Raw genomic sequence first — 20,392 nt, forward strand, 5'->3', positions numbered from 1 at the left:
ACAGGAAAGCTTGTGTTTGACTGCCGCTTCTTTTCTTATTTGCTAAAAGCCCATATATCTCGTTTCTAAAAACTGCACCAATGAGGTGATGCCTTCAAAGCGATGAATGAGCACGCCTCGTTCCTTTAAGTGATTTTGCAGAAGAGTATCGAGCCGTTCGACCGATTCCAGAAGCGTCGTGAAATCTAAGGGATCAAGCAGCGGAATTAAATCGGGGAAACCTAACCGGTTATACAAAGCCTGGCCTTCCAAGCCCAGATTTACCGAAAAACCCTTTTCAGCGTAAAATAAGGCCCGTGCGATCTCGTCCTGCGCAGCAAGCGCTCCGAAAAAAGCCGATTCGTAGTTCTCGTTTTCACATGCGGTCCGCACCTTATCCAAAATCCCTTTGATCTCCTCATAAAAACCATGCATTCTATCGGGATATGACGCCTCGGCATAGGCTTCTTTCAATTCTAACACGATATCCAGTGTGTCCTGCGTGAGCTTTTCACATAATTCTCTGATCTCATTCGTTATTCGGGAGATCATTATTTTATGCAAGCGCTCTTCAAGTTCAGCCGGCTTTAGGGGCAGCTGCATAATTTGATCCTTATTCTTTCCCCAGCCTTTGGTGAAATAGGTACCATTTAATAAGGCGAGGCTCTGGAACAACTTTGTCAAAATATTATAGGCTTCGGTACGAAAAACGGATAAGTCTCCAGCCGCTTCTATCCGGCTCATTTTATATAAATGAACATAAACCTCCCGCAATCCTGCTTCCGCTTTCTCAGCGAGCTTCAGTCTCTGCCGGGACATTTGTAAAGTTGTTTCGCGCAGCTTAAGAAAACGAGCACGGTCTTCTTCTGAGCGTACGTACAATATTTCGCAATTTGCGATAATCGTAGTCTGCGGCTCTTCGAACGAGGCCATTCGCTCTGCTCTTTCCCAGCTGATAGGCCAGAAATCGAAGCTTATGTCCTCTAAAACAAATTGGAGGCTTGCCCTGTAACCATCGGATGTGGCTGGAATGAAAAAGAAATCCAGATCTGAACGTTTTGCAGCTGTTCCTTGCGCATACGAACCGTAATATGCAATGAGAGCTATGTCTTCCGGAAAATTAACACGAACATGGTTAACTAAAGTATGAGCGACCTCGAATATATTTTGCATATTATCCCCCATTGCTGCACAATGTGACCCAGCTATCATTTAACAGATATGTCGATTAGCCCTTTTCCGATTACGTTTGCAGATACCGGCTTCTTGCCAATCTCTCTTGCCCAAACGGACAACTGACCGACGTGATGAATGTGATGAGCGATGACATGACGCATTATCTCGCCCCATGCATCAATAGCCTCGCTGCCGTCTGGCTTGGTGTCATAGAAAGGACGAGCCTCCATGCTCGCATCCCAGGAGAGAACAAAATTCTCAACATCCTCTCTGAAAGCTTGATCCAACGCACGTACCTTCTCCAAGGTTTGATAATTCGCAAAGCTTTCTTGAAAATCGGATTTACCTTGCAGGACACGGATCCAGCTCCACTCTACGTCAATGATATGGAAGAGAGTATGCAAAATCCCTCCAACGCCGCCAGTACGGCTGCGCAGCAGTTCCTCCACAGGTACATCCTCGCACCAACGATACCATTCCTCTCTAACCAGCCAATTGTAACGAAACATCGTTTGCAATAGATGATCCCTCCCATTTCATATAATATCAGCTTACTATACTGGCATATGAAGTTCCATGTAGAAAACGGTTTAAAGGAATAAGCCGCTTAAAGATTTGCCGTCTAATCTTTATTTGACATGATGAAGAGCGTTTGCTCATAATGAAAGCATAAAATGACAGTAAGTTCGATTTACGATGCTAGTCTAGCTTTCTTTTGATTAGGAGGAGTATCCAATGGCTGAGCAAGAAAGCCAAAACAATGACTGCAAGGAAACAGCCAGCTCCAGCATCTGCGAGGTACTGCAAATATTAGGAGCCAAATGGGCTTTCCTCGTTCTAGAAGAGCTGCTTAATGGGCCTCAGCGCTTCAACCAGCTGCAGCGCAACGTTTCGATCGTCAAAACCCAATCGCTCACCGACACACTTCGCCATTTGGAGAAAAACGGTCTCGTGCTCCGCAAAGTGTTTCCGACTGTCCCCGTAACCGTAGAGTACTCACTGACTGAGAAAGGCAGCGATTTTCAAGCAGCCTTAAAGGAAATGGACAAATGGGTGCAAAAGTGGGGCAATCCGAAACAAAGCAGCGATGCTGTCGGCAAAACATCATAATCGGATTGCACGTCATCTTTGTTACCGCTAATGGATTTATTCCCTTAGCGGTTTTTTGTCATGCTAACCGCTTTTCTCACTTACTTTAAGTTAGTTAGTCAAAATAACTGGATGATGTCCAAATGCTTTGCGTTCTTACATAAATAAAGTTGCTTAACTATAATTCAATCATGAGCTTCGTCGGACGCGGCAAGCCGGCTGAAAAAGGCTAATCATTTCGCTCCGATGCTAGAATACACAAGAGAGAGGATTTGTTATCTATGAATCGATTGGTCATTTATATTTTAACGGCAGCCGTTTTCTTCACCGCAACTTCCGAGCTGGTCGTGGCTGGCATTCTGAATATTTTAGCTGATCAACTGCTTGTTTCGGTGGCTGTGGCTGGGCAGCTCATCACTGTCTATTCGCTCGCATTCGCCATCGGAACTCCGATCGTCATCTCGTTGACGGCGCGAATGGGGCGCAAGAAGCTTCTGCTCCTAGCTATGCTTTTCTTCATTATCGGTAACGCCATCTCCTTCCTAAGTACCAGCTTTACTATGCTGCTAACATCGCGGATCATCCTTGGCGCAAGCTCCGGCGTCTTGCTTGTCGCTGCCTTTAGCACCGCTGCCAAGCTCGTTCCCCCCGAGAAAATCGGCAGCGCGATCGGCACAATTATTCTTGGTTTTAGCAGTGCCATGATTCTTGGTGTACCTATCGGCATAGCTCTTACCGATCTATTCTCTTGGCAGATGATTTTCTTGTTTCTCGCCGCGGGCAGCTTTGCCATCTTGATCGCTATGGCGCTCATGCTGCCTGATATTGAAGGTGACGCTCTGGTCCCTTTTGCCAGACAATTCAGTGTGCTTTCTCATCCGGTCATTCTTTTCGCCTTGCTGCTCGTATTGTTTAGGGAGTTCGGGAACTCGGTTATGTTTACGTATTTAACGTCCTTCTTGGATATGGTCCTGCACCAGAGCACTTCCTCCATTGGCATTATGATGCTCGCATTCGGAATTGCCGGTGCCGTCGGCTCACGTATTGGCGGCTCGGCCGTCGACAAATGGGGAAGCGTTCGGATGATGATCATCAGCATGGTCATACATGTTGCCGCACTCTCCCTACTGCCCCTCGCAATCCACTCGTTCCCGCTTGCCATTGCCCTTATATCGCTATGGGTCATGTCCATGTTTATTATGGGTCCGGCTACACAGACTTACTTTATCGAGAAGGTGCCTCAGTCAGCTAACCTTATCATCAGCCTGAACACCTCCGTAACGCAGATCGGTCTAGCGGCAGGCGCTGGCGCGGGAGGCATCGCCATCACATTAAACGGGACCGTTCTGTATAATCCTTGGGTAGCCAGCATAGCCCTGTTTGTTGCTTTCATAGCAGCGATAACCTCATTCCAGAAGAGCAAAAGAACGCGAACAATTAACGCCTAAATAAAAAACTACACCAGAAGGTTCAAGCATAATAAAAAAGAAGCCGATCCTCTAGTAGAAAGATCTACTGAGCAAACGGCTTCTTTATTATTAAGTATGGTCGTACTGGTCGGTTCTACAGCGCCGGCGGCGTGAAGGAGCGTCCTGCAAATTCTGCGTCCAACATATAGAACGCGTTGCTGTCCTTATCGATGCGCTTCAACTTATGAATAATGTTATCGAAGAGTGCTTCCTCTTCGACCTGTTCGTCGATAAACCATTTGAGGAAGTTGATCGTTGCATGCTCGCGATCATTGATTGCAAGATCAGACAAATTGTAGAAACGTTTGGTATTTTGCTGCTCGTGCCCATAGCCTTGCTCAAACGTGTCAAGGATAGACGCGTATTCGTTATTCGGCTCTCCAAGAGCAGAAAGCGTAGCGCGACGGCCGCGGTCGTTCAAAAATTTGTATATCTTCATTGCATGAAACCGTTCTTCTTCTGCTTGTACAATGAAGAAGTTAGCGAAACCATCAAGACTTTCTCCGGAACAATACGCTGCCATCGCAAGATACACATGCGCTGAATAAAATTCAAAGTTCATCTGCTCATTTAATGCTTCTGCTAGTCCATCATTCATGCTCATGCACCTCAACCTTCCTAGATTGTACTTATTCTAACATAAAAATAAAGAACGGCAAATGCCGTTCTTGTAAATGTATCCATATATGATGATTAACCAATCATTTTCTTTAACCGCTTATAGAGTTTTTCTGCTGACGGCGCGCTAACCGTCTTCGACTTAATGACGACGAAGCACTCTAGCTTACAGGTCTTGCAATCACCAAGGCAATCGCTTTTCTTCTGCTTGATGTCCGGATAGCGATTTTTCATAGCCTTATAAATCGGTTCCGATCCGTTCTTTAAATTCCTTTTGCAATACTTAATCTTCTTCATCCGATTCACCCCGCAGCGCAACGAAGGATTTGCTTTCTATTTGATGATAATGATTATCATCCCCGTTGTCAACTGCGATTTTTAAGTACCTCAAGTCCTTTTATGAGCTGACTGTCCTCTTTGGCAAGCTTCTCCCGAAGCCGCTCAAGCAGCTGATAGCCTGTTTTGTCATTAAAGCTGCCTGTAGCCTCAAGCTTCTCGGCTGTTTGGAATTTCCGCAACGCCTCCGAGGTCTGCTCGTCGAACATCCCTTCCTGTCCTGCCGGCGTATAGCCAAGTTCCTTGAGCATCAGCTGCAGCGTCTTCACGTCCTCGCCGTAGCTCCCAACCTTCATGTCCGTACCGATCGCAAGCGGTCTTAGCTCCGTGTAGGCGGGAAGCGCCACGTCAAAATCCGGTGATACGCCTGTTTTATTGATCCAAGTTCCGCCTGGCGTCTTCCACTGCGCTTCGGTCAGGCTTAGGACGGAGCCATCCTTAAATTGATTAAAGGCTTGTACGACACCCTTGCCATACGTCTTCTCCCCGATAACCACGGCTCCCGCAGACTCCTTCAAAGCTGCGGTTAGCACCTCGCTCGCGCTGGCGGACTGCCCGTTTACAAGCACAGCAACCGGAATGGTCCATTTCTTCTCCTGCTTCGATTTGTAGGAAATGGTTTGACGTTCGTTTTTGTATACGACATTCAAAATGATTTTGTCCTTCGGAATAAGCGTGTCTGCGATCTTGATGGTAGGCTGCAGCAACCCTCCCGGGTTAGAGCGCATATCGAGCAGCAGCCCCTTAAGCGGCTGCTTCTCCTGCAGCTCTTTAATCGCGGCTTCAAATTCATCCGCGGTTTTCTCGGCAAACCGGCTGATCGTCACATGACCAATGCCGCCCTCCAGAAGCTCCGATGTCACGGTATGCACAGGTATCGCTTCCCGCTTCAATGTCAGGGCAATGAGTTCTTCCTGATTCGGTCTTTGCACCTGAAGCGACACGGATGTACCTTCCTTGCCTCTAATAATACCGAGCAGCTCATCGAACGTTTTACCGCTCAGCTTTTGATTATCCACGGAAATAATGATGTCTCCCGGCAGCAACCCTCCGCGTTCTGCAGGAGCCCCTTTCGTGAGTCCGGTAATAATAAACTCGCCCTCTTCTTCCCGGAGCTCCGCACCGATTCCGTATATTTCTCCTTCATAGGACTGTGTGTACGCATCGCCTTTCTCCTCAACCAAATAGCGGGAATAAGGATCCTCAAGCGAGCTGACCATGCCTACCGCCGCTCCGTTGATCAGCTTTTTCGGCTCTGCTCCGTTTAAATAATCATTTATAATTTTGTTGTACGTAACCGTAAATTGCTGAAAGGCTGGTTCTTTCAGCATCGGATAGCGGTTTCCCATCCAAAGAAGCCCGATTGCAAAGCCAATGGCCGTAAATGCTACCGCCCCAAGCACGCAGAATGAAAGAAATCGTTGTTTCGCAGCCGCTGATGTAAAATAGTTCATCTGTTCATCTCCTCAAAAGTTTTACGAAGTAAAACTTACTTCGAAAGCATACGCTTAGTTTTGTGAAACAAAACTTACTTCGAAAGCATACGCGCAGTCTTGTATGTGTGGGACATTTTAGCTACAATCAACCTAATCTTAACTATTAAGAGCTGGAGAGGAGCTTCACCGCTAGTATGTATAAACTTATCGCAATTGATGTTGACGACACGTTATTAACGGATGAACTAATCGTAACGGAAGGCACGAAGCATGCCCTGGAGGCCGCTATCGCACAAGGTGTGACGGTAACGCTGGCAACCGGCCGCATGTTTGCTTCCGCTCAAAAGATCGCTAAGCAAATTGAACTCAATGTTCCTATTATTACTTATCAAGGGGCCCTCGTCAAAACTCTGCTTGACGGACAAGTACTGTACGAGAGAAACGTCCCTATTGACGCGGCCAAGGAGATTCATAAATTTGCTGAGGAAAACGGCCTTCATCTGCAGCTTTATGTCGATGACGAGCTTTATGGCACAGAGGATAACGATAAAATAAAAGCTTATTCCAAGCTCTCTAACATCCCTTACAAAATCGAGCCTGACTTCAACAAGTTGCTGGATTTTCCCATGAACAAAATGCTGATGATCGACGATCCCGCCCGGCTCGATGAAGTCGCTGAGCAGCTTAAGCTTCTTATTGGCGATCGCGTCCATATTACAAAGTCGAAGGCGCATTATCTGGAGTTTATGCATAAGGAAGGTACGAAAGGGCATGCCCTTAAATTTATGGCCGAGCATCTGGGCTGTACCATGGATCAAACCATTGCCCTCGGCGATGCTTGGAATGACAATGAAATGATTCTCGCTGCCGGCCTAGGCGTAGCTATGGGGAACGCTATTCAATCCCTTAAGGATATCGCTGACTATGTCACGCTGTCTAATAACGAGGAAGGCGTTCGCCACGTCATTGAGAAGTTCGTGCTCCAAGCAGCGTCTGAATAATTCCCGATATAATATGCGAAACAGCCCTTTCGCTTAAGCGAAAGGGCTGTTTCATTAAGATGAGGAGCGCGAGCTAATGAATTGTCCGTTATGCGGCGGGTCCAATGAATGCGGAATCAAAGCTTTTGAAGAAAATCAAGAAGTATGCTGGTGCTTCCATGAAAAATTCCCGGAAGAGCTGCTGCGGAAGATTCCCGAACAGCAGCGCGGCAAAGCATGCGTATGTAAATCATGCGCCGCTGCCTTTCGAGATGATGCTACGACCTAGGAGGAAAAATGCCATTAAGAGCGATGATGAAATTCACGCCTAAATAAGGCTGCATATTATTATGCGGCATGCTTTGTCCGGTTGCGCCAATAGCCTGTTGGTTCATCGCCTGCGCCGTTGAAGTGCCGTAAACAGGCGGTACACCGCGCCCTTGCGCTAGGCCTGCCCATACCGCATTTGCCGGCGAGCTTACGTTGCTGACAGCTACAGCAGCAGGAGCATGCAGATGTGCCGGAATTTCATTCGTTGACAAATTAATGGTTGGGCTGCCGCCAGACTCCCCTTGATAACGTTCCGTCAAGCCAGGACCTTGCCCCTGCTGCATCGGCGCCGCCCCTCTTAGATCAGGAAGAGCAAAGTTCGTTTTCCCGTCCCCCCCGTACATTGTGCCTAATAATGAAAATAACGCGGTATTTTGAGCTAACGGCAGCAATTGCCCTTCACACAACGCCCAGCCCTTAGGAGCGAAGTTGCCTGCAAAAATACGAATTTCACCTACATATGCGTCAGCCATTAATACTCCTCCTTACATTTTCTAATTGCGAGACGGGAAAATGCCACTGATACAAATACAATAATTCAATGATAAATAAGGCTGCATATTAGCATGCGCCTGACTTCCGCCAGCTGTTGAAAGAGCATTCGGGCTCATTGTCGTATTCGGTGTTTGAGAATAAGAGCCGCTGTTAACACCCGGAATCGCCCAAGTATGAGCGATTGGCGAATACTCAGTCGCCGCCTGTTCAACGGCTTGGGCAAAATGAGCGTGAGCGGGCAGCTCATTAACGGATAACGTATGAGTCGCTTCTCCCCCAGTTTGACCTAAGTGGATACCGATGCCGACATGAACCGGTGCTTTGCCCCGTAAGTCAGGTAAAGCAAAGTTTGTTGAACCGTTTCCCCCATAGGTCGTTCCTAAGATTGAAAATAAAGCCTGATTCGAATTGATAGCCAAAAGCTGTCCCTGACAAAACGCCCAATTTCTTGGAGCATAACCAAAACCGAATAATCGAATATCGCCGATAAATGATTCTGACATTTGAACCCCTCCTTAGCTTTGTGGCGGAAACACGCCGGCAAGCGCAATAATAAAATTAATTGGCAAGTAAGGCATCATGTTAACATGCGGCTGATTGCCGCCAGCAGGCGTAATTGACTGCGGATTCATTTGCCCTTCAGCTGCTGCGTTTGAATAAATATTTTTCGAGGTTTGCGTTGCCCATACGGCACCGTTCGGTGAATTTAACGTTCCCGGCGCATCCGAAGCATAAACAGGGTGCGTATGAGCAGGAAGCTCATTCACAGTAAGGGTAACGTTCTCTGTACCTCCTTGTTCACCTAGCGTGTATGTCGTTCCATTTTGCGGGTTAGTCCCTTGACCGATCGGGATACGGCTCGCTAAATTCGGCAGACCGAAGTTCGTTTGCCCGTCGCCTCCGTATGTTGTGCCTAGCAGCATAAACAAGACCTCGTTTTCTGCAATCGGAATGATATTCCCGTTACAAAGAGCCCACCCCTCTGGAGCAAAATTACCGGCAAACATTCGAATTTCTCCAACATATGGTTCCATTGCGCTAACCCCTTTCTTAAATTAAATTAGTAATTTCTATAAGCAATCGGCATTATGAAGTACCGATAACCTCGTGGTCAGTGCTTCTCCATATCATTTGTTCATGCAGCTCGTCCCTTAGGAAGAGCGCAAAACCCATCCTTGCATACAATCGTTTAGCCGGATTATCGAGCCTTACGTTTAGCCGTAAGGAGAGGCCCGCTATCCGGGCCTCCTCCTGAAGCATCGCTATTAGCATTGTTCCTATCCCCTTATTTCGACTCGCAAGGGCTAGAATAATATCAACCAGCACCTTCTCATTTCCGGTCATGGCGGTATGAAGCTTACCAATAGGCTGACCATTCATAGTGATAAGGCGGATTTGACTATCAGGGTACACCATCCGGTAGGATTGCTGCTGAAACCGGAACTGCATGGCTAGAAATGATTCCTGCTCATCTTTTCCCCAGCCCCAGCCTGCTATTTCCTCCCTGCGCGTCTCGGCGTAAAGCTCGAAAAACATACGCTCATCCGCCAAGCCTTCCTCTAATTTAAGGTTCATAGCGATCTCCTTAGATGAATTGGCCGGTCTTCAACAGCTTTACGGTTACGGCTGCCAGCTGCTCTCTCGTCATCGGTTCCGATGGATGAAGCTGATTGTTGCTTCCGTTCACAATTCCGAGAAGAACCGTCAACTGAATGGAGGCTCGCGACCAGCTGTTCAGCTCATCATTATCCTCGAAGGATGCAAGGCTCGCATTCAGCTCCTCTTGCGAGAAGGTCGGCTTCAGCTCCATGAGTTCAAATGAGCGGGCTAAAATAACCATGGCTTCCTCACGAGATATTTCTTCATTAGGCCGGAATGTACCGTCCTCATATCCGTTAATCAGCCCATACTCAGAAGCTGCTGCCAAGGACGCTGCATACCAGCTGTCTTCGCTTACATCTGAGAATTTCTCCGTTCCGTTCTCCATGTATAAACCAAGTGCGCCGGTGATAATAGCCGAGAACTCGGCGCGGGTAACGCCGCGGTCCGGCTCAAACGTCTCGTCACCTGTTCCCTGGACTACAAGACGTGACGCCAATTCCTCGACGTATACCTTAGACCAGCCTTCGACATCCTCGAATGTTTTCTTGTAATCGATTAAGGTAAAGATGCCATTGGCAAAGCTGTGTACTTTAATTTCGAACTGGCCTTCGAGATTGCTGATCTTGGTCGGAACATGCACCAGCTTCCCGTTAGGCAGCAGAAGTACAGCCGTTTTCGGTTGTTTTCCTTTCATCTCATCCTGTCCGTAAGAAATCGTGATATAGCCTTTAATCGATGATAAATTAATTCTGGTTTCCCCAATTTGGAAGTAGAGCTGATAGCTCATAGGCGTTACCAGCAAGGAATAACCTTTATCCTTCGCGAGCTGCTCCAGCTTAGCGGAAGTTGCCGCATCCGCTTGTTTAATTGCTATTTTCAACTGCGCAGTCGTGTTATTCCAATCTTTCAATACATCCCGGATAGCCGATGCTGACAACCCGTATCCGGTGCCGCCTTGAACCAGCTTTATCGTGCTGCCGCTCGAATTAAGCTGCTTGATCAACGCCAAATCCATTGCCAATTCCACATTGTGGTGCGCATCGCCGACATCAATCGTTAATTCATTATCCTTTAGGTTTTTGATGATCTCGGTCAGCTTCTCGCCGTTCAGCGAAACAACGAGAACGGGTTTCCCATCCTTCAGTACAACCTCTGCTTTAACGCCGGGTTGGTTGCTAATGCCTTCTATTTCAACCAGTGGTGCAGATGGCGACCCGTTACCGCTGTTTGCAGGCTGATGATTCACTATCGTAACCGAAGCCGTGTTCGAATCGGCTTGACCGTCATTCGCTTTATACGTAAAGGTTACAACCTCATAGTAGCCTGCCTCGGGCTCGTAGCTGAATTTACCGTTAGCAGCATCTAAAGTAAGCTTCCCTTTAGCAGGCTGTACAACGACCGCGAAAGTAATCGAATCATTATCCACATCTCTCACAGTAAGCTGACCTTCAACTTTGGCGCTGCCCGTGGTGGAGAATGAAGCATTTTGAACGCTAGGCGCATCATTTACTGGAGCAACATGAATCAGCATTTGGACTGAATCTACGGCCGGAACGGAAAAAGCCGACCCCTTCCATTCAAAGCTTGCAAGTCCAGACCTATCTTGGTCCGGTACAAAGCTTAGATGAGCTAGGTCTGCTAAAGCAATCTTTACGTTTACTGCGGCTACAGCTCCGTTAAGCATCAGCTTGCCGTTTGCCGGGAGCGACACAATCGTGATTTCATCAAGCGTTTTACTGTCCGCATTGGTATATAAGAAGTCATTGATCCCAAAATGAAGCTCCGTGTCCTCTAACCCATTCACGCTGCTATCATTCAAAACCGGGATGGATCGATAGAGAATCGTATCCGAAACCACCTTCTTATTACCAGCCGCATCCGTTAGCTCCAAGTAAACCGTCTTTTCCCCAAAGCCGTTTGAAAGCTCCCAAGCTGCCAGGGGAACCGCCGTCCAAGCCGTTCCATCGTTAGATAATTGCTTCATGACCGCACTGGCATCCGTACCTTCTAACGAAAGCTTGACAAATGAGCCGGTGGTTTCCAAATCGCCATCATTAATGACAATGCTTCCGCTCGGCGCCGTTTTGTCGATCGTAAACAAAACATTCACGCTGTTGCTGTATGCATCCGTTACGACGAGCGAATAATCGCCCTCCGCCGTAATGCTGGTGCCGCTCGCATAACTGCTGCCGTTCAGCTTCGCTGCAGCCCCGGCATTGTTATCGGCAAAGGTTAGCTGGCGATCCGTATTGTAAAACGCTCCATCCGCTGCTCCGCTCACCGTCGGCCGCGTTTTGTCGATACTGAAGCTGACGGATGCCATATTGCCCGCTTCATCTGTTACAACAAGCGTATGGTTCCCTTCCGCGCTTACGCTGCTTCCGCTGCTGAAGTCATTGCCATTCAGCTGCGCTGTGCCTTTATTAAAGGTAATCACCGCATCATGGTTTAACTTATCTCCGTCGCTTACTCCCGTAATAAGCGGCAATACGGAATCCACAATAATGGTGTCAATGTATTCATTCGTATTTCCAGCCGCATCCCTGAGCTGCAGATAGACCGTTTTCTCGCCGCCCCCATCCATCAGAGACCAGCTTTTTGTTACCTCAGCTGCTGCCCAATCTCCGTCATCCCAATCTGATCCGTTATTGGAAAAACGCATTTGAACAGCGTGAATGTCTTCAAAGGCAATCTTTAAAGCTACGGCTTTATCCTTAACATAGCTTTTGCCGTTTTCAATAGATAAACTGCCAGTCGGTGCGGTTTTATCGATGGTAAAAGAGATCGTTGCCATGTTTCCATAGCCGTCATTCACTACCAAGGTGTGTGTCCCTTCAGCCGTAATAATGCTTCCGCTGGTGTATGCGGCTCCGTTTAAGGCGGCTGTCAAAACCGCATCCGGATTAGAGTCGGTAAACGTAGGCGACAAATTTATTTTATAGAATGAGCCGTCCGTTACTCCGCTTATAGTAGGCAGCGTTTTGTCGATACTGAAGCTCAATGCCGTTATGTTACCTGCTTTATCCGTAACAGCAAGCGAGTAGCTTCCCTCTACGGTCACTTGATGTCCGCTGGTGATGGATGAGCCGTTCAAAAGGGAAGATAACAAATTAGGCTCCGCAATCGTAATCGTAACCGTCTCTTTCGATTTCTGCAGATTAGAAACTCCGCCAATGATCGGGGCAACGGTATCTAATGTAATCGAATCGCTTAAGACGGCCGTATTCCCAGCCTCATCGGTCAGCTTCATGTATACGGTTTTCGGTCCGTCCCCTGAAGCTAAATTCCACGCTTTTGTGCTGGTAATAGACTCTTTCGTGCTCCAATCAACGTTGTTATTCGAAAACTGTACCTCAACTTCGTCACCTTCCGGGTCAGTGTAGGTAAGGTTAAGGGTTACGCTTGTATTGTTCGCATACAAATTGCCGTTTTGGATTGCTATCGTACCCGTTGGCGGTTGATTAGGGGCATACTCATATACCAAATACGGCAAACCGGTTGTTCCGTCAGCTTCTTGTTGATTAAACATAATCATATTTTGCACAATGCCTGCTGCGCCGGGGTTCGTATCGCTTGCTGTTGGTCCTGATAAAATAAATGAGGCCTGCTGATCCGAAGAATCTAGTTGGGTTAAAATAAAGGGGGTAACATCGTACTCTAATAAAAGTCCGCTGCTTGAGGTCAAAAAATCAAAGGATTTTTTTTCAATAAAGTCATTTACAGGATGGTAAATCGGTAATTCGCTTGTTTCCTTAACAGCTTCGATCCAATCATCTGTAATAGATTTATACACACTAATGTAAGGATCCGCTGTCGATTGTGAGCGTGAGACATAGCCGTTAAGAATAGGAATGACAAGCTTGACCGATTGCAGCGTCTTACTCGCATTTATTCCAGCAAGCGGAAACTGCAAATAAGTTTTATGCTCCCCTGTTCCGTAGGCTTTGTCATACCCCACATAGTTTTTTCCTGACTCACCGTTTAAAACTTCAACCCCGTCGTAAAACTTATCCTTTGTCGGGAAAATAAAAGGCTCAGGCGCGGCGGCGCTTACGGCCGACGAACTGCCCAATTGCTGCAGAAGCATCACAATCAGCGAAAAAACCAAAATCTTTGCTATCCTCTTTGTCATTATTACCTCCTCTAACTAATTGGTAATATTAACCGAATGCTTACACTAAGTACATTAACATAAAATGTATATTTCAACAGCAATTTTTCAATCTTCTCTTTTTTTTCAGTACTACCATTCGGAAATAAAGAAGAGGCTGTCCAGGCAATTTGCTCTGAACAGCCTCTTCTTTTATTTTTCTTGTCGTCCGGGTATGAAAAAACGCTGCTCTACTGCGCTTGCCGATAACGGCTTGCTGAAATAATAGCCCTGAATCTTTCTGCATGCGTTGTCCGTTAAAATATCAAGCTGATCCTTCGTTTCGATGCCTTCCGCAATGACCTCCATGTTCAAATGCTGCGCCATAGCGATAATCGTAGATACGATCGCCCTATCATTGTTGTTCTCCGTAATATCGCGAATAAAGGACCGGTCGATCTTCACCTTTTGAATAGGAAACATTTTTAAATAGCTGAGCGAGCTATAGCCAGTACCGAAATCATCCAAGCTGATTCGAATCCCGTTTTCGTTTAATTGATTCAATATACTGCTTGAAAGCGAGGCGTCCATCATCATGCTTTCTGTAATTTCCAGCTCCAAAAATTCCGGTTCCAGGCCTGTCTCCTCTAAAATGGCCATGATATACTCTGCCAATTGGGGCTGATGGAACTGCTGCGAAGACAAGTTGACGGAGATCGGAATTTGAGGTCCGCCTTCATCATGCCACTTCCGCATTTGCCGGCAGGCTTCGCGCAGCACCCAAGTCCCCATTTCATAAATAAGTCCTGTCTCCTCTGCAATCGGGATAAAGAGGCCGGGACTTAACAATCCCTTGGACGGATGCTCCCAACGTACGAGTGCCTCAATTCCGATCATCGCATGATCCTCGGTTCGGATTTGCGGCTGATAATGAAGCAGCAATTCTCCGCGTCCGATGGCTTTCCTAAGATCGCCCTCTAATTCAATTTTCTCAAGCAGCTTTTGATCGAGCTCGTTCGAGTAAAATTGATAGTCGTTTTTGCCTTTTTTCTTCACCTCATACATAGCCGTGTCTGCATTTTTCAGCAGCTTAATAGCATCATGCCCATGACTGGGAAACAAAGAGATGCCGATGCTGGCGGAAACGTAGAAGTCGTTGTCCATTAGACGGTACGGTGCTTGTATCGTTTTTATGATCTCCTTGGCCAACAGCTCGATGGTCTCCAGCGATTCATAATTTCGGCAAAGCAGCGTGAATTCATCGCCGCCCATTCGCGCAAGCATGGCGTCATGTCCCTTTAGCGCCTGCTGTATCCGCATACTTACCTCTTGCAGAAACTGATCGCCAACCGTATGGCCAAGCGAGTCGTTGATCATTTTAAATCGGTCAATATCCAGTACCATGACGGCAAATGGCAGCTTAGCGCTGCTGTTCTCCTCTATGGCCTCCGCAATGGTTTGATTAAACATACGGCGGTTAGGCAAGCTCGTCAGCTCATCATGAAAAGCTAGATGCTTGATTCGATTCTTCGCCTGCTTCTCTTCGGTAATATCTTTAAAAATAATATAGCTTCCGACCACTTTGCCATCTATCACGACAGGTACATTCGTAACGCTTAGTTCGAGTCTCTTCCCGTCTGCACGGACGATTGAGGTTTCATGATTTAGCGTCTCGCCCTCAAATGATCTATGAAACATCTGCTTTACGCGTTCCTGGTCTTCTGGAACAATGATTTCATTCAAAGAAGAAATCGGTTGATTTACGACCTCTTTGCTGCTGTAGCCTGTAATTTGCAGGGCAATAGAATTATGGCTTATAACCCGGCGCTGTAAATCTACGGATACAATGCCATCTTGGTTATTTTCGTACAGCGACTTATACCATTTCTCGTTTTGCTCGAGTTCTGAATCCTTGATTGCAAGCCGCTTCGAAATATAGATGCCTAATAATGACAGGCCCAATGTAAAAAAAGTGCCTCCCGTAATAAAATACGCCAACCATTTTTGATCCAAAATAATGCCGTAAAAAAGCGCAGACTTGCTGCTGTTGTGAAAATTAGCGGCCATCATTCCCGTAAAATGCATCCCTACGATAGCAGCCCCCATAATTCCGCCGCTTGCGAGCTTCTTCCACCATTCCCCTTGTTTGTCCCCTTTGCGGAAATAAAAAGACAGCCATAAAGCCGCAATTGATGCGCCAAACGCGATGAGAATAGAGAAAATAAAGGTAATTGGATCATATGTAATAGGTACCAGCATCGCAGCCATCCCGACGTAGTGCATCACCGATATCCCGGTAGCGAGCATAAGAGCGCCTATTAGTAATTGCGACCCTGTCAGCTCGCTTCGCCCTACAACGAACAGCGCAATAAACGCTGCGCCGATAGCGGCAAAAACCGACAACAGCACGATGACTAGATCATATTCAATCGAAATAGGGAGCGTTAATGCGAGCATGCCGATAAAATGCATGGACCATATCCCCATCCCCATTGAAGCAGCGCCAAACATCAGCCACCTAAGCCGCGTGCTTCCTTTGGAGGTGCTTACCCTGCCTGCTAAATCAAGTGCCGTATACGAAGCCATTACCGCTATTATGTATGAGAAAATAACTAACAAACTATCATACGACCCGTGAACATGCTCCATTATATCCCCTCAGTCCTGTGTAAAATAATAATCTGTAAGAGCACTCTTCTATTATACAATAGGTTATCTCAAATTTTTAATAAATTATTGAATAATAATGGGAATTATATAAAATGCAGCTGGCTACGCGGATTTTAGGGACAGCGTGTACCAAATTTCCTTGCTGCTGTTGAATATACACATCTTCCGCCGCTCGTAAAAAAGCTGCCCGGCAGGTCGATGACCACGGACAGCTTCTTCTTTCATGCCGGTATTAAGGAATTCGCATCCTTAGCAATTGCTAACTGCAACATAAGTCCCAAGGATTCCGACAAATTGTTGCTTAATCGACAGCGGCGCTTTCGTCAAAATTCAGCAGCGTTATCCTCTCATATGCCTCGGCACACCGCTGCATCAGGAGACAAAAGGAGCGGTTATGCCCGATAAAAAACGAGGAAAGATCATAGCGGCTGAAAGCCGGTTCATAAGTAACTAGAAGACGTTGCTTCATGAAAGCTGAAGCAAACCGAACGAACGCCTCCGTCCTATCCGAAGCTTGAATGGTTATATAGGCGTACAAAGAATGTTCGAAGGGATCATCCAGCAGGCTAACGCCTGCGCAGGAAAACTCCGTCGGGATTCGGAGCTGCCTGAGCAAGAAAAGCGCAGGAAACAATTCCGCATCGACCTCAAAAGCTTCCAGCATCCTTGTAAGCTTATCCTTCCTTTTCTGTTTGCTTCGTGTCACCCACGCGTTCAGCTCCAGCTCCCTGCGATCCCATTGCGCGTCCGTCTGCCGGCTGAGTATCTGCTCTGCTTCTTCATTTAAGGATCGGCTTGGCATCGGCTCCACTCCTTTATTTTTTAGGAAGCTTTTGTATGACCATCTTGGGTTAGCAACTCTTTGCTATATCCTCATAATTAAACGTAATAATTACGATTATAGCAAATTATAATCATTACGATGTGAAAACGGAAGCTTAGTGAAAAATAGAGCCTCTCCCTTTTACTGCGGAAAGGCTCCCTCTATAGTTTCCTAATTAAGATACAGCTTTACGGCCCCGCTTGCAATCGCCCTTGGCGCATGACTTATAGGTTCCAGTGAAATCAAGCCGGTGATCAATCACCTTAAAACCAAATTCCCGTTCAATTCGCTGCTCGATCTCGCTTAACCAATCCTCTTTGATTTCAGTGAGCGAGCCGCATTCATCGCAAATCAGGTGATGATGCATATGCTCATGTCCTTCTTCGCGAAGATCATAACGAGCTACGCCGTCTCCAAAATTCATTTTTTCTACGACATGAAGCTCTGCCAGCAGCTCGAGTGTACGATATACGGTCGCAAGACCAATCTCTGAATATTTTTGCTTAACGAGCATGAAGACGCCTTCTGCGCTCAAATGATCCATTTCGTTCTCGAGCAGCACTCGCAATATAATTTCACGTTGAGTCGTCAGTTTATATCCGTTCGCCATCAAATGCCGATTTATTCGGTCCATTTCTGCCGTGATATTTAACATGCAGAGATACCTCCTCTTATTATATAGCCTATACATAACAGCAAACCCACCTATGTAAAGGCTTACTTTTAGAATGATTATAATTTAATGGTAGTATACTTTGGCGAAATTAGCAAATACCATATTTTAATAACTGCTCAAGCCGTCTCCTTGACATTGATAACAATTATCGATTATGATACAGCTACAGTTATTTCGTAAGTATTACTAATAAAGGACGGGTGAATATAATGAAGCAAGGAATACATCCCACTTACCACCAAGTGTTGTTTTTTGATGTGAGCAGCGGCTACAAATTTTTGACGGGCTCTACGAAATCATCGAATGAAAAAATGGAATGGGAAGACGGAAACAGCTATCCCGTTATCCGCGTAGACACAAGCTCCGCTTCGCATCCTTTCTATACCGGTAAACAACGCAATACTGATAAAGGCGGACGCGTCGATCGCTTTAACCAACGTATTCAACAAAAGAAATAAGCCATAAATCGACAGAGAAGCTCTTAACAGCCGCCTTGAGAAAGGCATGCTGCTGGAGCTTCTCTTCTATTTATCAGAATCGTCTAGAGCACCGCCGATATGCCTCCGTCGATATTGACCGAGGTACCCGTCACAAAGGATGCCGCTTCTGAAACGAGGAAGCCGATCACATTGGCCGCTTCCCGCGCATTCCCTATTCGTCCCAGCGGTATGCCGTGACGCGGATCGGCTGCGAACTCATCCCAGCTTAGCTCAGGTGCCTTCGCTTGCCACATCCGCTCGATTTGAGCGCTGCGAATGAGACCGATGCATACCGCATTCACGCGTATGCGGTCCGCAGCCAAGTCCTTGCTCATCGCCTTCGTAAGCGCCAGCCCTGCCGCGCGGCTGACCGAGGTTGGCAGCGACGAGGCGCCAGGCGTTTTCCCGCCTATTGCGGTAACGTTGACGATTGCACCGCCGCCCGCTTCACGCATATGGGGCAGAACGGCGCGGGAAAATTGAACGGCTCCGAGCAGCTTTAAGTCCAAATCCGCTGCCCACGCTTCATTTTCTACCTGCTCGAACGGGCGAGCTGCCGATGTTCCTGCATTATTAACGAGGATATGAACGCCGCCAAACCTTGCGACAGTTTCTGCAACCGCCCGAGCCGCCTCATCCGTCTTCGAAACATCTGCGCTGATTGTCAACACTGCTTTGCCTGTCTGTTCCTTGATTTGCTCCGCCGCGCTTTGAAGCGACTTCTCATCCCGCGCGACGATGGCGATCTCCGCACCTTCAGAAGCGAGCAGCAATGCCGTTGCCAGGCCAATCCCCTTGCTTCCACCCGTAATAATCGCGATTTTTCCTGTTAATCCAAGCTCCATGTCCATTTCCTCCTTTGCATCTGACCGACGATTTACTTTTGAACCATTCTTATCACCTTTTGAACCTCGTCATTGATATCAATTTCAGTATGGGCAGGCAAATTCACGATAAAGATACCCCCAAAGACCTGTTGTGACTTCCCCTGCCAATCACGAATTTTATTTTTTAACATTTTTAGCTCCAAGGAATAAATAACCTCTTTGCTCAGCAGCCAATTATGCCGCGTAAACGTAGACTTTTCAATGGTTTCTATGTAGATGGAAACATCCTCGAGCGTTTTTACCCGAATAACATCCCCGAAAGCTACGTTTTCGGTAAATACAGGATTTTCCTCAATGCGATATAAGTCTTCGTCCAATTGTATGACATCTAATACTTCTACTTCTCGGCCTGAGCCGTCGAAGCAAAGATGCAACGGTATAAAATCTTGAATGCTGCTCACCCTCTATTTCTATTTTCAGTGAAGCTTCTTTTAAGCCATTCTAGCTTATATCCACATTTGTAAAATGCTCTACGGTCGGGAACGGATCGTAGTAGTGATGCAGCAGTCTTTTCCACTCCAAATACTCCGCTGAACCGCGAAAGCCCTCCGTATGATCCTCCAGCGTTTCCCATCTTACGAGCAATATATATTTTTGGTTTTCTTCTATGCACTTTTGAAGCTCATGGCTTCGATAGCCCTTCATGCTGGAAATAATGGTTGACGCACGCTTGAAATCTCGTTCGAACTCATCTGACATGCCTTCTTTAACATGTAAAACAGCTACCTCCAGGATCATATGATCAGCTCCTTTATCTCTCAATCTAGCATATACGAATTCTAAAAAAAACACCACATCCCAGAACTGATCAACGATTCATAAAAATGTTGGATGATGGAAACATTATTTGTAGAGAACAAAAAATATCAGGAGGTCGTTTTGAATTATATCTATAGCTCTTCGCTGCTGCTAACGGGTCTGCTCATCGTTAACCTTATTTACTCTTATCAAAGCAAACACATTGACCCTCATTTTTGGACTACCGTTAAGTTTCAGCTGCTTGCATTGCCGCTATTTTTAATAGCTAATTTATGCATCGGATACGGCATAAAGCTGGGGTACAAAGTACTTGGAAATCTAGGTTATGTGCTGCTGGCTTCAAAAGGCCTTGAGATGTTTATCTCCCTGCTTATGGGATTTATCTTTATGCGGGAAGCTCCTACATGGCGAACATGGATTGGCTTAACTATAGTCTTTATTGGCTTCATGGTCGCAAAAGGAAAATAAGGGAAGACCGCCGCATGCTCAGTGCATGCG

At 46.6% G+C, this 20,392-nt stretch carries 22 protein-coding genes; 6 read left to right on the forward strand and 16 right to left on the reverse strand.

The window, feature by feature from the left end; all coding sequences use genetic code 11:
• Window positions 1-42: 42 nt before the first annotated feature.
• A complete protein-coding gene (locus AC1DLI_RS03775; protein WP_477599798.1) occupies window positions 43-1,152 on the reverse strand; it encodes a hypothetical protein in 1,110 nt (369 codons plus the stop codon).
• Window positions 1,153-1,187: 35 nt separating this feature from the next.
• Window positions 1,188-1,673, reverse strand: a complete 486-nt coding sequence (locus AC1DLI_RS03780) for a DinB family protein (protein WP_477599800.1) — start codon at window positions 1,671-1,673, stop codon at window positions 1,188-1,190.
• A 217-nt stretch (window positions 1,674-1,890) separates the two neighbouring features.
• On the opposite strand from AC1DLI_RS03780, the gene AC1DLI_RS03785 reads away from it, so the two are divergent.
• Together AC1DLI_RS03785 and AC1DLI_RS03790 are read left to right on the forward strand one after the other, a co-directional pair.
• Window positions 1,891-2,265, forward strand: coding sequence for a winged helix-turn-helix transcriptional regulator (locus AC1DLI_RS03785; RefSeq protein WP_477599802.1), 375 nt, complete (start codon window positions 1,891-1,893; stop codon window positions 2,263-2,265).
• 260 nt (window positions 2,266-2,525) lie between these two features.
• On the forward strand, window positions 2,526-3,692 hold the full coding sequence (locus tag AC1DLI_RS03790) for an MFS transporter (protein ID WP_477599804.1): 1,167 nt from the start codon (window positions 2,526-2,528) through the stop codon (window positions 3,690-3,692).
• Window positions 3,693-3,807: 115 nt separating this feature from the next.
• Here the strand turns inward: AC1DLI_RS03790 and AC1DLI_RS03795 are convergent, their stop codons facing one another.
• From AC1DLI_RS03795 to AC1DLI_RS03805, 3 genes are all read right to left on the reverse strand, one after another.
• On the reverse strand, window positions 3,808-4,311 hold the full coding sequence (locus AC1DLI_RS03795) for a ferritin (RefSeq protein WP_308997259.1): 504 nt from the start codon (window positions 4,309-4,311) through the stop codon (window positions 3,808-3,810).
• Between the two features lie 95 nt (window positions 4,312-4,406).
• On the reverse strand, window positions 4,407-4,628 hold the full coding sequence (locus AC1DLI_RS03800) for a DUF1450 domain-containing protein (RefSeq protein WP_141500541.1): 222 nt from the start codon (window positions 4,626-4,628) through the stop codon (window positions 4,407-4,409).
• A 68-nt stretch (window positions 4,629-4,696) separates the two neighbouring features.
• Window positions 4,697-6,121, reverse strand: coding sequence for a S41 family peptidase (locus AC1DLI_RS03805; RefSeq protein WP_477599807.1), 1,425 nt, complete (start codon window positions 6,119-6,121; stop codon window positions 4,697-4,699).
• Between the two features lie 176 nt (window positions 6,122-6,297).
• Here AC1DLI_RS03805 and AC1DLI_RS03810 point away from each other — a divergent pair, with 176 nt between their 5' ends.
• Together AC1DLI_RS03810 and AC1DLI_RS03815 are read left to right on the forward strand one after the other, a co-directional pair.
• Window positions 6,298-7,104, forward strand: a complete 807-nt coding sequence (locus AC1DLI_RS03810) for a Cof-type HAD-IIB family hydrolase (protein WP_477599809.1) — start codon at window positions 6,298-6,300, stop codon at window positions 7,102-7,104.
• 76 nt (window positions 7,105-7,180) lie between these two features.
• Window positions 7,181-7,372 carry a cysteine-rich CWC family protein gene (locus AC1DLI_RS03815; RefSeq protein ID WP_477599811.1) on the forward strand — a complete coding sequence of 64 codons (192 nt, stop codon included), beginning with the start codon at window positions 7,181-7,183 and terminating at the stop codon, window positions 7,370-7,372.
• Here AC1DLI_RS03815 and AC1DLI_RS03820 read toward each other — a convergent pair.
• The 8 genes from AC1DLI_RS03820 to fur form a co-directional block, all read right to left on the reverse strand.
• Window positions 7,362-7,886, reverse strand: a complete 525-nt coding sequence (locus AC1DLI_RS03820; protein WP_477599813.1) for a phage tail protein — start codon at window positions 7,884-7,886, stop codon at window positions 7,362-7,364. The two genes, AC1DLI_RS03815 and AC1DLI_RS03820, sit on opposite strands and share 11 nt — an antisense overlap.
• 21 nt (window positions 7,887-7,907) lie before the next feature.
• On the reverse strand, window positions 7,908-8,411 hold the full coding sequence (locus tag AC1DLI_RS03825) for a phage tail protein (RefSeq protein WP_477599815.1): 504 nt from the start codon (window positions 8,409-8,411) through the stop codon (window positions 7,908-7,910).
• Between the two features lie 12 nt (window positions 8,412-8,423).
• A complete protein-coding gene (locus AC1DLI_RS03830; RefSeq protein WP_477599817.1) occupies window positions 8,424-8,942 on the reverse strand; it encodes a phage tail protein in 519 nt (172 codons plus the stop codon).
• 52 nt (window positions 8,943-8,994) lie between these two features.
• Window positions 8,995-9,483: a GNAT family N-acetyltransferase gene (locus AC1DLI_RS03835; protein ID WP_477599819.1), complete on the reverse strand. Its 489-nt coding sequence runs from the start codon at window positions 9,481-9,483 to the stop codon at window positions 8,995-8,997.
• A gap of 10 nt (window positions 9,484-9,493) precedes the next feature.
• On the reverse strand, window positions 9,494-13,642 hold the full coding sequence (locus tag AC1DLI_RS03840) for an S-layer homology domain-containing protein (protein ID WP_477599821.1): 4,149 nt from the start codon (window positions 13,640-13,642) through the stop codon (window positions 9,494-9,496).
• 171 nt (window positions 13,643-13,813) lie between these two features.
• Window positions 13,814-16,249, reverse strand: coding sequence for a bifunctional diguanylate cyclase/phosphodiesterase (locus tag AC1DLI_RS03845; protein WP_477599823.1), 2,436 nt, complete (start codon window positions 16,247-16,249; stop codon window positions 13,814-13,816).
• A gap of 322 nt (window positions 16,250-16,571) precedes the next feature.
• Window positions 16,572-17,072 carry a hypothetical protein gene (locus tag AC1DLI_RS03850; protein ID WP_477599826.1) on the reverse strand — a complete coding sequence of 167 codons (501 nt, stop codon included), beginning with the start codon at window positions 17,070-17,072 and terminating at the stop codon, window positions 16,572-16,574.
• Window positions 17,073-17,268: 196 nt separating this feature from the next.
• Window positions 17,269-17,748, reverse strand: a complete 480-nt coding sequence (gene fur, locus AC1DLI_RS03855; protein WP_477599828.1) for a ferric iron uptake transcriptional regulator — start codon at window positions 17,746-17,748, stop codon at window positions 17,269-17,271.
• 230 nt (window positions 17,749-17,978) lie between these two features.
• Between fur and AC1DLI_RS03860 the strand changes: the two genes are divergently transcribed.
• Complete coding sequence (locus AC1DLI_RS03860) at window positions 17,979-18,227, forward strand: type B 50S ribosomal protein L31 (protein ID WP_364144111.1); 249 nt, start codon at window positions 17,979-17,981, stop codon at window positions 18,225-18,227.
• Between the two features lie 83 nt (window positions 18,228-18,310).
• Here AC1DLI_RS03860 and AC1DLI_RS03865 read toward each other — a convergent pair whose 3' ends face one another.
• The 3 genes from AC1DLI_RS03865 to AC1DLI_RS03875 are packed head-to-tail and all read right to left on the reverse strand — an operon-like array spanning window position 18,311 to window position 19,873.
• Window positions 18,311-19,093: an SDR family NAD(P)-dependent oxidoreductase gene (locus tag AC1DLI_RS03865; protein ID WP_477599831.1), complete on the reverse strand. Its 783-nt coding sequence runs from the start codon at window positions 19,091-19,093 to the stop codon at window positions 18,311-18,313.
• A gap of 32 nt (window positions 19,094-19,125) precedes the next feature.
• Entirely contained in the window at window positions 19,126-19,536 is a 411-nt protein-coding gene (locus tag AC1DLI_RS03870; RefSeq protein WP_477599833.1) for a hypothetical protein, read from the reverse strand.
• Between the two features lie 40 nt (window positions 19,537-19,576).
• Window positions 19,577-19,873, reverse strand: a complete 297-nt coding sequence (locus AC1DLI_RS03875; RefSeq protein ID WP_477599835.1) for an antibiotic biosynthesis monooxygenase family protein — start codon at window positions 19,871-19,873, stop codon at window positions 19,577-19,579.
• Window positions 19,874-20,014: 141 nt separating this feature from the next.
• Here AC1DLI_RS03875 and AC1DLI_RS03880 point away from each other — a divergent pair, with 141 nt between their 5' ends.
• The gene (locus tag AC1DLI_RS03880) at window positions 20,015-20,362 is read left to right on the forward strand and encodes a hypothetical protein (RefSeq protein WP_477599837.1); all 348 of its coding nucleotides are present in this window, start codon (window positions 20,015-20,017) and stop codon (window positions 20,360-20,362) included.
• Window positions 20,363-20,392: the final 30 nt, after the last annotated feature.

This window comes from Paenibacillus sp. 01T443 (assembly GCF_056398325.1).